Source organism: Corallococcus sp. AB032C, from assembly GCF_003668935.1.
Classification (GTDB): Bacteria; Myxococcota; Myxococcia; order Myxococcales; family Myxococcaceae; genus Corallococcus; species Corallococcus exiguus.
Window position 1 is genome coordinate 131,843 of record NZ_RAWP01000007.1, and the last position, 12,936, is coordinate 144,778.

10 protein-coding genes are annotated in these 12,936 nt (G+C 70.1%); 3 read left to right on the forward strand and 7 right to left on the reverse strand.

Going from position 1 to position 12,936, the window contains the following annotated elements; all coding sequences use genetic code 11:
* Positions 1–64: 64 nt before the first annotated feature.
* Genes D7X99_RS04740 through D7X99_RS04755 form a run of 4 tightly spaced genes read right to left on the reverse strand, consistent with a single transcriptional unit; the run spans position 65 to position 9,050 of the window.
* Positions 65–1,546, reverse strand: a complete 1,482-nt coding sequence (locus D7X99_RS04740) for an efflux transporter outer membrane subunit (RefSeq protein WP_121776678.1) — start codon at positions 1,544–1,546, stop codon at positions 65–67.
* Positions 1,547–1,567: 21 nt separating this feature from the next.
* The gene (locus D7X99_RS04745) at positions 1,568–4,660 is read right to left on the reverse strand and encodes a multidrug efflux RND transporter permease subunit (RefSeq protein ID WP_121753164.1); all 3,093 of its coding nucleotides are present in this window, start codon (positions 4,658–4,660) and stop codon (positions 1,568–1,570) included.
* Positions 4,657–7,761, reverse strand: coding sequence for a multidrug efflux RND transporter permease subunit (locus tag D7X99_RS04750; RefSeq protein WP_121753165.1), 3,105 nt, complete (start codon positions 7,759–7,761; stop codon positions 4,657–4,659). The genes D7X99_RS04745 and D7X99_RS04750 overlap by 4 nt, the downstream gene beginning before the upstream one ends.
* A complete protein-coding gene (locus tag D7X99_RS04755) occupies positions 7,761–9,050 on the reverse strand; it encodes an MdtA/MuxA family multidrug efflux RND transporter periplasmic adaptor subunit (protein ID WP_158626926.1) in 1,290 nt (429 codons plus the stop codon). Before D7X99_RS04755 ends, D7X99_RS04750 begins: the two co-directional genes overlap by 1 nt.
* 176 nt (positions 9,051–9,226) lie before the next feature.
* Between D7X99_RS04755 and D7X99_RS04760 the strand changes: the two genes are divergently transcribed.
* Entirely contained in the window at positions 9,227–9,700 is a 474-nt protein-coding gene (locus D7X99_RS04760) for a hypothetical protein (RefSeq protein WP_121776680.1), read from the forward strand.
* On the opposite strand, the gene D7X99_RS04765 is transcribed toward D7X99_RS04760, so the two are convergent.
* A complete protein-coding gene (locus tag D7X99_RS04765; protein ID WP_199756318.1) occupies positions 9,665–9,994 on the reverse strand; it encodes a hypothetical protein in 330 nt (109 codons plus the stop codon). The genes D7X99_RS04760 and D7X99_RS04765 overlap by 36 nt on opposite strands.
* Between D7X99_RS04765 and D7X99_RS04770 the strand changes: the two genes are divergently transcribed.
* Positions 9,957–10,463 (forward strand): helix-turn-helix domain-containing protein, encoded by a 507-nt coding sequence (locus D7X99_RS04770; protein WP_233604976.1) that lies wholly within the window; start codon positions 9,957–9,959, stop codon positions 10,461–10,463. The two genes, D7X99_RS04765 and D7X99_RS04770, sit on opposite strands and share 38 nt — an antisense overlap.
* A 423-nt stretch (positions 10,464–10,886) precedes the next feature.
* On the opposite strand, the gene D7X99_RS04780 is transcribed toward D7X99_RS04770, so the two are convergent.
* Both D7X99_RS04780 and D7X99_RS04785 read right to left on the reverse strand, forming a co-directional pair.
* Positions 10,887–11,315 (reverse strand): hypothetical protein, encoded by a 429-nt coding sequence (locus D7X99_RS04780; RefSeq protein WP_147476027.1) that lies wholly within the window; start codon positions 11,313–11,315, stop codon positions 10,887–10,889.
* A gap of 61 nt (positions 11,316–11,376) precedes the next feature.
* Positions 11,377–11,964: a TetR family transcriptional regulator gene (locus D7X99_RS04785; RefSeq protein ID WP_121776682.1), complete on the reverse strand. Its 588-nt coding sequence runs from the start codon at positions 11,962–11,964 to the stop codon at positions 11,377–11,379.
* A 97-nt stretch (positions 11,965–12,061) separates the two neighbouring features.
* On the opposite strand from D7X99_RS04785, the gene D7X99_RS04790 reads away from it, so the two are divergent.
* The gene (locus D7X99_RS04790) at positions 12,062–12,934 is read left to right on the forward strand and encodes an oxidoreductase (protein ID WP_121753171.1); all 873 of its coding nucleotides are present in this window, start codon (positions 12,062–12,064) and stop codon (positions 12,932–12,934) included.
* Positions 12,935–12,936: the final 2 nt, after the last annotated feature.

The following is a 12,936-nucleotide window of genomic DNA, read 5'->3' on the forward strand; positions in this document are numbered from 1 at the left end:
CCTGCGCGCATGCGTCCGCCGGGTGTCGTCTCCGGGCGGACGCGTCGTGTCATGCGACGTGTGCCTACTGCCGTGGCCTCTCGGAGGGCTCCGACCGCTGGGAGGCCCGGTCGGCCGGAGGAGGGGGCGTGTCCCAGCCGCCGCCCAGCGCCTTGATGAGCCCCACCGCGGACACCATCCGCCGTCCGGCGATGCTCGCCAGCGTCTGTTGGGCGGAGTAGAGGGTGTTCTGCGCGGTGACGACCTGAAGGTAGGTCACGGTGCCGGCCTTGTACTGGTTCAACACGACATCCAGCGTCTGCCGCGCGTAGCCGACCGCCTCCTGCTGGATGACGACCTCCTGCTCCAGCACGCGCAGCGAGACGAGGTTGTCCTCCACGTCCTGGAACGCGGCCAGCACCGTGGCCCGGTAGTTGGCGACAGCCTGGTCATAGGTGGCGAAGGCCTGCTCCGTCCGCGCGGCGCGCAGCCCGCCGTCGAAGAGGGTCGCCACCAGCTGCGGGCCCAACGACCAGACCAGGTGGGGCGCCGTCAGCCACTGCGCCAGGGTGGAGCTGACGAAGCCTCCGGACGCGCTCAGGTTGAGGGAGGGAAACCACGCGGCCATGGCCACGCCAATCTGCTCGTTCGCGGCGGCGGCCCGGCGCTCCGCCGCGGCGATGTCCGGCCGGCGCTCCAGCAGCGTGGAGGGGAACTCCAGCGGCAGGGGCGGCGGCGTCGCGGTCAGCGGCACGCGCGGCACGGAGAAGGTGGACGCGGGTTCGCCCACGAGGACCGCGATGGCGTGCTCGTAGGTGGCCCGGGCAATCTCATTCTCCGTCGCGGAGGCCCGCGCCAGGGCGAGCTGCGTCTGGGCCTGGAGCACGTCCGGCCGCGCCGCCACGCCCTGCGCGTAGCGGTTCTGGGTGAGCTGGAGGGACTTCTGGTAGCCGGTGACCGCGTCGTTCAGCAGCAGTTGCGTGGCATCCAGCGCGCGCAGCTGGAAGTAGTTCTGCGCGAGCAGCCCCTGCGCGGCCAGCTTCGCGTTGTCCAGGTCGGAGCCCGCGGCTTGAGCGGAGGCCTTCGCCCCGGAGACCTGGCGGCGCACGCTGCCCCAGAGGTCCGGCTCCCAGGACGCGTCCAGCGACAGGTCGAAGATGTTGCCCACCGTGCTGGCGCCCGCGTTGATGCCGCCCGGGATGGTGGTGCTGCGGCCGGCGCCCTTCGCCCGTGCCGCCGACCCGGAGGCGCCCAGGGTGGGGAACAGCGACGCGCGGGCCTCCGCCACCAGGGCGCGCGCCTGGCGGTAGGCGGCCTCGTAGCTGGCCACTGTCTGGTTGGCGTTCGCGACCTTCTCCTCCAGCGCGTCCAGCTCCGCGTCTCCGAAGCGCTTCCACCAGGGGCCCCGGTCATGTCTGTCATTGGGCTCGGCGGGCTTCCAGCCCTCCGTGGCTTCCTTGAAACGCGCGGGCACCACGGCCGTGGGGCGCTGGTAGTCCGGCCCCACCGCGCACGCGGACAGGAGGCCCAGGGCGAGCATGGGGACGGCACGGAAGTGAAGGCGCATCGTCGGCTCCAGATCCTGGCCTCAGGCCCGGCGGGGCGCGAAGCGGCGCGCTCGCCACTCGCGGACGCGCCGGCCCAGGCGGTCCAGGGTCATGTAGATGACCGGGGTGGTGTAGAGCGTCAGGAGCTGGCTGACGCACAGCCCCCCCGCGATGGCGATGCCCAGCGGCCGGCGCAGCTCGGAGCCCACGCCGGTGCCCAGCGCCAGCGGCAGCGCGCCCAGGAGCGCCGCCATCGTCGTCATCAGGATGGGGCGCAGCCGCAGCCGCGCGGCGTGGAAGATGGCGTCGCGCGAACCCAGCTGGCCCTCGCGCTCCGACACCAGCGCGAAGTCGATCATCATGATGGCGTTCTTCTTCACGATGCCGATGAGCAGGATGATGCCGATGAGGGCGATGATGGACAGGTCCAGCTTGAACAGCAGCAGGGCCAGGAGCGCGCCCACGCCCGCGGACGGCAGGGTGGACAGGATGGTGATGGGGTGGATGAGGCTCTCGTAGAGGATGCCCAGCACGATGTAGACGGCGAACAGGGCCGCGGCGATGAGCATGGGTTCGGAGGCCAGCGAGGCCTGGAACGCCTGGGCGGTGCCGCTGAAGCTGCCGTGCACCTCCGCCGGCAGGCCCATGTCGCGCACGGCCGCTTCAATCTGGGTGACGACGGGGCCCAGTGACGTCCCCGGCCCCAGGTTGAAGGACACCGTCGCGGACGGGAACTGGCCCTGGTGGTTGACGGACAGGAGCGTGCTCGCGTCCTCGAAGCGGGCGAACGCCGACAGCGGCACCTGCTGTCCGGCCGCGCTCGTCACGTAGATGTGGCGCAGGCTCTCCGGCCGCTGCCAGAAGTCCGCCTGCACCACCATCACCACGTGGTACTGGTTGCGGCTGGTGTACAGGGTGGACACCTGCCGCTGGCCGAAGGCGTCGTACAGCACGCCGTCAATCTGCTGGGCCGTGAGGCCGAAGCGCGCCGCCGTGTCGTAGTCGATGACGACGTTGGTCTCGAGCCCGTGGTCGCGCTGGTCGCTGTTGACGTCCAGCATCCCGGGCACCCGCTGCAACCGCTCCAGCACCCGCGGCGCCCACGCGTTCAGCACCGGCAGCGTGTCCGAGGACAGGGTGTACTGGTACTGCGCGTTACCCTGCCGCCCGCCAATCACCAGGTCCTGCGCGGACTGGAGGTACACCGTGGCACCGGGCACGGCCAGCAGCCTGCCCCGCAGCCGCCCCATGACGGCGTCCGCGGACAGCTTGCGCTCCTCCAGCGGCTTGAGCGTGATGAACAGCGTGCCCGCGTTGGAGGAGCCGCTGGGGCCGGAGCCGCCAATGGATCCCGCCACCGCCTGGACCGCCGGGTCCTCGCCAATGATGCGCACGTAGGTGGTGAACTTCTGGCGCATCGCCGCGAAGGAGATGTCCTGCTCCGCCTGGATGCTGGCGGTGAGCCGGCCGGTGTCCTGCTGCGGGAAGAACCCCTTGGGGATGACGACGAACAGGAAGCCGCTGAGCGCGACGGCGGCGAAGGTGAGCAGCAGCAGCAACCCCGGGTGTCCCAGGGACCAGGACAGGCTGCGGGCATAGCCCGCGCTCAGCCGCGTGAAGGGGTGGAAGGAGGAGCGCGAGCGACGGGGCTTCTTGGGCCGCAGCAGCCGGGCGCACATCGTGGGCGTCACGGTGAGCGACACCACCAGCGACATGAGGATGGCCACCGACAGCGTGACGGCGAACTCGCGGAACAGCCGGCCCACGATGCCCTGCATGAGCAGCAGGGGGATGAAGACGGCGATGAGGGAGATGCTCATCGACAGCACGGTGAAGCCGACCTCGCGCGCGCCGCGCAGCGCCGCCTCCATGGGGGACAGGCCTTCCTCGATGTGCCGTTCGATGTCCTCCAGCACCACGATGGCGTCATCCACCACGAAGCCGGTGGAGATGGTGAGCGCCATCATGGACAGGTTGTCCAGGCTGAACCCCAGCAGCTTCATCACCGCGAAGGTGCCCAAGAGCGACAGCGGCACGGCGACGCTGGGAATCAGCGTGGCGCGCAGGTTGCCCAGGAAGGCGAACACCACCAGGATGACCAACCCGATGGAGATGAGCAGCGTCATCTCCACGTCGCGCAGCGACGCGCGGATGGTGGTGGTGCGGTCCATCATCACCGTCAGGTCCACGTCCGCTGGCAGGATGGCCTTGAATTCGGGAAGCCGCGCCTGGAGCGCATCCACCGTGTCGATGACGTTGGCCCCCGGCTCCTTGAAGATGATGAGGATGATGGCTTCCTTGCCGTTGGCGAGCCCCAGGCTGTGCACGTCCTCCACGTTGTCGTCGCTGACGTGGGCCACATCCTGGAGCCGCACGGCTGCGCCGTTGGAGTAGGCGATGACGAGCGGCCGGTACTGCTCCGCGCGGAGGATCTGATCATCCGCGGTGAGCAGGACGGCCCGGGGCCCATCCTCCAGCTGGCCCTTGGGGCGGTTGGCGTTCTGCGCGCCCAGCGCGGTGCGGACCGCGTCCAGTCCCAGGCCGTACTTCTCCAGCGCGGTGGGGTTCACCTCCGCGCGCACCGCGGGCAGCGCGCCCCCGCCCACCAGCACCTGGCCCACGCCCGTCACCTGGGACACCTGCTGCTGGAGGAGGGTGGAGCCCAGGTCGTAGAGCGCGCCCCGGCCCCGGTGGGGCGACGTGAGCGCCAACAGCATGATGGGCGCGTCCGCGGGGTTCACCTTCCGGTAGGAGGGGTTGTTGGGCAGGTTCGTGGGCAGGTTGCCCCGGGCGGCGTTGATGGCGGCCTGGACGTCGCGCGCCGCCCCGTCGATGTTCCGCGACAGGTCGAACTGCACGACGATGCTGGTGGCGCCCAGGTTGCTGGACGACGTCATCTGGGTGATGCCCGCGATGCGGCCCAGCTGCCGCTCCAGCGGCGTGGCGACCGACGTGGCCATGATCTCCGGGCTCGCCCCCGGCAGGGCCGCCTGCACGCTGATGGTCGGGAACTCCACCTGGGGCAGCGGCGCGACGGGGAGGAGGTTGAAGGCCAGCGCCCCCACGAGCGCGATGCCCAGCGCCAGCAGCGACGTGGCCACCGGGCGCCGGATGAAGAGCGCGGAGGGGTTCATGCCGGGCTCCGCGGCGGCGCGGGGACGGAGGTCCGCCGCAGGTGCTGGACCCTGCGCGACAGGCCCGCGAAGCCCAGGTAGATGACCGGGGTGGTGAAGAGCGTCAGCAACTGGCTGACCATCAACCCGCCGATGATGGCGATGCCCAGGGGCTGGCGCAGCTCCGCGCCAATGCCCCCGCCCAGGGCCAGGGGCACGGCGCCCAGCATGGACGCCATCGTGGTCATCAGGATGGGGCGGAAGCGCAGCAGGCACGCCTCGTGGATGGCGTCCCGGGGGGCCTTGCCCTCCAGGCGTTCGGCCTCCAGCGCGAAGTCGATCATCATGATGGCGTTCTTCATCACGATGCCGATGAGCAGGATGATGCCGATGAGGGCGATCATCCCCAGCTCCAGCCCGCACACCCTCAACGCCAGCAGCGCGCCCATGGCCGCGGACGGCAGCGTGGACAGGATGGTGAGCGGGTGGACGTAGGATTCATACAGCACGCCCAGCACCAGGTAGACGGCCACCACGGCCGCCAGCACGAGGAAGCCCTCGTTCTTGAGCGAGTCCTGGAACGTGCGCGCGGTGCCCGCGAAGGCGGTCTGCACGGAGGCGGGAATCTGGAGCTTCTCCCGCACCCCATCGAAGGCGCTCACCGCCTGGGACAGGGACACGTCCCTCGCGGGGTTGAAGGAGACGTTGGCGACGGGGAACTGGTCCTGCCGGTTGACGCTGAGCGGCCCCGTTCCCGGCGTCACGCGGACGATGGACGCGAGGGGCACGGCGCCGCCGGTGGCGGACTGCAGGTAGACGGACCGCAGGGCGGTGTCCACGCGCTGGAGCGAGGGATGCACCTCCAGCACCACGCGGTACTGGTTGAGCTGGGTGAAGATGGTGGACACCTGGCGCTGGCCAAAGGCGTCGTAGAGGGCATTGTCGATCTGCTGGGGCGTGATGCCCAGCCGCGCGGCGGTGTCCCGGTCCAGGGTGACGTTGAGCCGCAGGCCGCCGTTCTGCAGGTCGCTGGAGACGTCCGTCAGTTCGGGCTGCGTGCGCAGGTGGGCGACGAGCCGCTGGGTCCAGGTCTCCAGCGCCGCTTCGTCCGGGGAGCCGAGGCTGTACTGGTACTGGGTGCGGCTCACGCGGCTGTCCAGCGTGAGGTCCTGCACGGGTGACAGGGACAGCGAGATGCCGGGCACGCCGTCCAGCGCTGGCTGGAGGCGGCGGATGACCTCCGTGGCGGAGGCGTCGCGGTCCGCCAGCGGCTTGAGGGTGACGAGCATCCGGCCGCTGTTGGGCGTGGTGTTGGTGCCATCCACGCCGATGAAGGACGACAGCCCCTCCACGGCCGGGTCCTCCAGCACCACCCGGGCCAGGGCCTGCTGGCGCTCGGACATGGCGGGGAAGGAGATGGACTGGGGCGCCAGGGAGATGCCCTGGAGCACGCCGGTGTCCTGGACGGGGAAGAAGCCCTTGGGGATGGTGTAGAGCAGCAGGCCCGTGAGCACGAGCGTCACCGCGGCGGCGAGCATCGTCAGCGCGCGGTGACCCAGCACCCACGTCAGCGCGACGTCGTAGTGGCCGACCAGGCGGTCGAACGCACCGCCCACGACGCGCTCGAAGCGGTGGGCCTCTTCCGGCCGGTGACGGCGCAGCAGGCGTGAGCAGAGCATGGGCGTGAGGGTCAGGGACACGACCGCGGACAGCAGGATGGTCACCGCCAGGGTGATGGCGAACTCGCGGAACAGGCGGCCCACCACGTCCCCCATGAAGAGCAGGGGGATGAGCACGGCGATGAGCGACACCGTGAGGGAGACGATGGTGAAGCCAATCTGCTTGGAGCCCTTGAGCGCGGCCTCCATGGGAGGCATGCCGTCTTCGATGTAGCGGCTGATGTTCTCAATCATCACGATGGCGTCGTCGACGACGAAGCCCGCGGCGATGGTGAGCGCCATCAGGGTCAGGTTGTTGAGCGAGAAGCCCAGCAACGACATGGCGGCGAAGGTGCCCACCAGGGACAGCGGCACGGCGATGCTGGGGATGAAGGTGGCGGAGGCGTTGCGCAGGAAGAGGAAGATGACGAGCACGACGAGCGCGATGGAGAACATCAGGTCGTGCTGCACGTCGCGCACGGAGGCGCGGATGGTGGTGGTGCGGTCGCTGAGCACGGACACCTTCACCGTCGCGGGCAGGGTGGACTGCAACTGGGGCAGCAGCTGGCGGACGCTGTCCACGACGGCAATGACATTGGCGCCCGGCTGGCGCTGCACGTTGAGGATGACCGCGGGCGTGGTCCCCGCCCAGGCGGCCTGCCGTACGTTCTCCGCGCCGTCGAAGACGTGCGCCACGTCGGACAGCCGCAGGGGGGCGCCGTCGCGGTACGCGATGATGAGCGGGGCGTACTCCTTGCTCGACAGGCGCTGGTCGTTGGAGTTGAGGGTGTAGGCCTGGCGGGGACCGTCGAAGCCGCCCTTGGGGCTGTTCACGTTGGCGGCGGCGACGGCGTTGCGGACGTCCTCCAGCGTCAGCCCGTGCGAGGCCAGCGCGAGCCCGTTGGCCTGGATGCGGACGGCGGGGCGCTGGCCGCCGCTGATGCTCACGAGTCCGACGCCGGACAGCTGGGAGAGCTTCTGCGCGATGCGCGTGTCCGCCAGGTCCTCCACCTGGGTGAGCGGCACGGTGTTGGACGTGAGGGCCAGGGTGATGACCGGCGTGTCGGCGGGGTTGACCTTGTTGTAGATGGGCGGGTTGGGCAGGTCGGTGGGCAGCAGGTTGTTGGCGGCGTTGATGGCGGCCTGGACCTGCTGCTCCGCGATGTCCAGGCTCATCTGGAGCGTGAACTGGAGCGTGATGACGGACGCGCCGCTGGAGCTGGACGACGTCATCTGGTTGAGGCCGGGCATCTGCCCGAACTGCCGCTCCAGGGGCGCGGTGACGCCCGAGGCCACCACGTCCGGGCTCGCGCCCGGCTGGAAGGTGAGGACCTGGATGGTGGGGTAGTCCACCTCCGGCAGCGCGGACACGGGCAGCAGGCGGTACGACAGCACGCCGCCTAGCAGCAGGGCCAGCATCAGCAGGGACGTCGCGATGGGCCGCAGGATGAAGGGCTCGGACATCAGCGCCCTCCGTCCGCGGCACCCGGGCCGCCGTCGGTTCCCCCGGCTCCGCTGCCACCCACTCCGGGGCCCGTGCCCGGGGCGTGCTGGCGCCGGATGGCCGCGCCGTCAGTGAGGTTGTCCGCGCCCTCCACCACCACGGCCTCCCCTGGCCGCAGCCCCTGGGTGATGACGGTGTCGTCGCCGTCCGCCGGGCCGGTCACCACCGCGCGCTGGCTGACGGTGTCGTTGGGCTGCACGACGTAGACGAACGTCCCATGCACGCCGTGCTGGAGCGCGGCGGTGGGCACGATGGTGGCCCCGTGCAGGGTTTCGATGATGAGCCGCGCGTTGACGAACTGCTGTGGGAACAGCCGCGAGTCGCGGTTGGGGAACGTCGCCTTGAGCCGCACGGTGCCGGTGTTGGGGTCGATCTGGTTGTCCACCGTGAGCAGCGTCCCGGTCGCCAGCAGGCGCTGGGCGCCGCGGTCATAGGCCTGGACGGTGAGGGGCTGGTGCGCGTTGAGCTTTTCCAGGAGCTCCGGCACGCGGTCCTCGGGGATGGAGAAGATGACCGTGATGGGCTGCAGGGTGTTGACGATGACGATGCCGTTCGTGTCCGACGCATGGACGATGTTGCCGGGGTCGACGAGCCGGAGGCCGACGCGGCCGGGGACGGGCGAGGTGATGCGCGTGTAGAGGAGGTTGACCTTGGCGGCGGCGACCGCGCCCTTGTCGGCCTTCACGATGCCCTCGTACTGGCGCACGAGGGCGCGCTGGGTGTCCAGTTGCTGGCGCGCGACGGAGTCCTGCTCCACGAGGACGGTGTAGCGGCGCAGATCCAGCCGGGCGTTCTCCAGGAGCGCCTCGTCGCGGATGAGCTGGCCGTGGGCCTGCTCCAACTGGCTCTGATAGGGGCGCGGGTCGAGCTCCGCCAGCAGGTCGCCTTCTTCGACGTGCTGGCCCTCCTGGAAGGCCACCCGCATGAGCTGTCCATCCACCCGTGAGTGCACGGCCACGGAAGCGGTGGGGGTCACCGCGCCCAGGCCCACGAGCGACACGGGCACGTCGCGCGTCGTCGCCTGCGCCGTCACCACGGGCCTCGGGCCGTGCGCACCCGCGCCTCCATCCGCGCCGCCATGCCCGCCGGCGGCCGTGGCTCTGGAGGTGTGGGGACGGTGGAGCTGCGCGGCGACGATGGCCGCGATGACCAGGCCCGCGAGCAGCAGGAGCCATCCCCAGCGGATGCGGCGGCGAGGGGGCGGCGCCTCGTGAGAGGTGTCCGGAGCGGAAGGAGGCGGCGTGCTCATGCGAAGGACCGCCGGACAGGCCCGGAGGGGTGGGGGCTCCAACGTGCGGCCGGGGGCCCCCGCCCTCAACCCGCCCGGAGGGAAGGACGGCTGCCCTCCAGCGGACATCCTCTCCAGGCGGCGGCGCGGCGCGTGCGATGGCGGACAATGAGGGGAGACCGATAGATTCGCGGGCAATGAACCCCGAAACGAAGTCCCCGTCGCGCGAGCCCGACCTCGAAGGCCAGCTCCTGCTGGATGGGGTGCGGCGGCTGTCCTCCGAGACGGGCAGCACCGGGGCGCCGCTCACGCCGGGCGCCGTGCGGATTCGGGCGCTGCGGACCCTGGCGAAGGGCGCGGGACTGGTGCTGCTAGGCGCCGTCATCATCGGGGTGCTGGTCTGGTTGGGCTTTGACGGCAACGGTGTATTGCCCCAGCTCCTGGCAATACCCACGTTCTTCCTGGGCGCCGCCTGGTTCATCGCGGGCCTCACGGGCCTCGTGACGGGACGCCCGTGGGACCGCACGCCCTTCTGGGTGAAGCTGCCGATGATGATCCTCGGGGCCTTCCTCGCGTTCACGGCCCTCATCGTCATTGCCTCCGTGGGCATGGATGCCCTGCGCTCGACCCTGGACTCAACGCCAGACGTCCAGGTGGGCCCGGGCGAATGATTCGAAGTCGCGTGGAGCGCGGCCGGTGACCCGCCGCACTGTGTCCGTCACGCGGTCCTCCGCCCCGTCGCGGATGAGCGTGTCGAGCATCGTGAGGAAGCGCGCGTAGGTTTCCGGCATGCCGGAGTCCTGAAGGTGCCGCTGTGCCTCGTCGGGTGTCACGTGCACGTGCCGGATGGAGCGGCCCGACACCCGGGACAGGATGGCCGCGAGGTCGTCGTAGCTCAGCGCCTGGGGGCCGGTGATGACATGCGCGGTGTCGTGCGACTTCCCGTCCGCGAGCGCGCAGCTCATCACCGCGGAGACCGCCCTGCCGGGGCCGGGCAGCGCGCTGGTGCTGGGCCGGCTGGCGGACGTGCTGCTCGTCCACGCGCTGCGGGCCCAGACGTCACTTGGGGGAACGAAACAGGCGGGGTGGAAGGCGCTGGCCGACCCCGCCATCGGAAACGCACTCGCGCTGATGCACGAACAGCCCGGCACCCCATGGACGGTGGAGCGGCTGGCTCGGTCCGTGGGCGTGTCGCGCTCCGGGTTCGCCGCGCGCTTCCACTCGCTGGTGGGGGAGACACCGCTGCACTACCTGGCCCAATGGCGGATGATCCGCGCCGCGCGCTGGCTGCATGAATCCAACGACAGCCTGGACACCATCGCTGAGCGCGCCGGCTACGAAAGCGCGCCTGCCTTCAGCAAGGCCTTCAAGCGCCGCTGGGGCGTGGGGCCCGGAGCGTATCGGCGTGCGGCCACGCGTCAGACTTCAGCGTGAGCCGCGGGTCCCGGTTTCAGTAATAGCAGCGCCAGTAATCGTACCCTTCCCCGTCGCAATAGCAGAAGGCATGGCCCACACCCCCGGGGCGGATACACTGACGCGGGTTGGCCCCAGCAGACGGACAGGACATGCCATCCAACTCCTCGCACTCAAGCAATACCGAGGAGGTGACGTCGGGAGCCGTCTGGTTCGCCGTGTCATCCACGGCCGCGGGCTCCATGGCGCCACCACAGCCAATGAGCAGCCCAAACATCAACGCTGAAATAATCCCGCGCATGTGCCCTCCGGGTTGAAAGCCATTGCGAGGCTAACACCGCTTCGCGATGAGTCTCAATATGTGGGCAATGTGTCGCAGCACGTCAGTACTGCGCCTGACATGATGTCCTGACAGCCCCTGAACGACGCGTCCTCCGGCGGCCCTCAGTGAGGAATGGCCACGGCCTGCTCCAGGCCCTCGGTCCACTCCAGCAGGCACGATGCGTCCACGCTGAAGTTGACCTCGATGCGCGCCTTCGGGCTCGCGTAGACGAGGGTGAAGTCCGGCTTCCACCGGTCGCTGGCCGCATCCGAGTGGGGACGGACCTCGACGGTGCAGGTGACGTCCCGTCCATGGTCCAGGTCCAGGCTGAACGGCTCCTGGGTGACCTGCCATTGCCGGAGTGCTCGCAGCAGCGCGTCGAAGTGGGAGCGGAGCACCACGACCTGTGGCAGCCGGAGGTCGAAGTCTTCCACGACCTCCATGAAGTCATGATTGTCCCTGCGGAAGCAGGTGCCGGTGCTTCGCAGCTCCATCAGCAGGCAGGGCTCCGAGTCCAGGGACACGGCCCGGCGGACCTTCCCTTCCAGCATGCTGTGGCCAGCGTTCGAGGGAAGGCGGAAGTTCATGTTCAAGCCCGCGCCCTGACGTGGTTCACGAGGTGGGACTGACGGGCGACACCAGCAGCCGGACCGCCTCCACTACGGAGCGGCGCCGCCGGCGGATCTCCGCGGGTGTGGGCGGGGTGGCCGTGGCGCAGTACGACAGCGGGAAGGCCCACGTCTTGGACAGGGCCAGCACCAGCGCCAGCAGCTCGTCCGCGGCGAAGTGCTTCGACACCAGCCCCTCCTTCTGTGCCTTCGCGATGGCGGCCGCCTTGTGCTGGTTGCTGCGCGCGACAGGCTCCGGGATGTCCACGGAGGGGCCGTGCTCCAGCTCGTACCAGGTGGCCAGGCGCAGCACCTGGGGCCGGGTCTGGAAGCCGTCGAACAGCCGCCCCGCGTAGGCGGGCAGGTCCGCCGCGTCAATGGGCGTCTCGCGCGCCACCTCCGCCACGTGCGCTTCGAAGACCGCGTCGAACAGCTGCTCCTTGCTGCCGAAGTACGAATAGATGAGCGCCTTGTTGCAGCCGGCCGCCGCCGCGATGCGGTCCACGCGCGCGCCCGCGATGCCCTTCTCCGAGAACTCCGCCGCGGCCGCTTCCAGCAGGCGCTGCCGGGTCTTCTGAGCGTCTCCAGCCATGCCTGCCCACCATGCCCCAGACCATTCCGGGTTGCACCCTGTCAGGAGGGCCAATATATCCATGTAACCAACTGGTTAGTTGAAAGGATTTCCTGACATGAGTGCGACCCCTGAGACGTCCCGTGTCTGGCTCATCACCGGCTCCTCCCGAGGCCTGGGACGCAGCTTCGCGGAGGCCGTGCTGGCGGCCGGGCACCGCCTGGTGGCCACGGCGCGCAAGCCGGAGCAGCTGGCTTCCCTGGTGGAGCGTTACGGGGACCGGGTCCGCGCGGTGGCGCTGGACGTGACGAACCCCGAGCAGGCGAGGGCCGCCGTACAGGCAGCAGTGGATGCGTTCGGCCGCCTGGACGTGGTGGTGAACAACGCGGGCTACGGCAGCCTCGCGCCCATCGAGCAGGTGACGGACGAGGACTTCCGCTCGCAGCTCGACACCAACCTCTTCGGCGTCCTGAACGTCACGAGGGCCGCGCTGCCGGTGCTCCGCGAGCAGCGCTCCGGGCACATCATCCAGGTGTCCTCCGTGGGAGGCCGCCTGTCCACGCCGGGGCTGGGCGCGTATCAGGCCGCGAAGTGGGCAGTGGGAGGCCTCTCCGAGGTCCTGGCCAAGGAGACCGCGCCCTTCGGCGTGAAGGTGACGGTGCTGGAGCCGGGTGGCTTCCGCACGGATTGGGCGGGAGCGTCCATGACCATCCCGGAGTTCCGGCCGGAGTACGCGCCCACGGTGGGCGTGGTGGCCCAGCACATGCGTTCGCGAACGGGCAAGGAGGCGGGGGACCCGGACCGCGCGGCGCAGGTGCTGCTCCAGGTGGCCTCGATGGAGTCCCCGCCGCTGCACCTGGTGCTGGGCAGCGACGCGTTCGAGTTGTCACAGCAGAAGCTGGATGCGCTCAAGGCGGAGGACCAGAAGTGGAAGGACCTCTCCGTGTCCACCGACTTCCCGGAGGCCCGCGCTCCGGCCCCGCGCTTCTGACG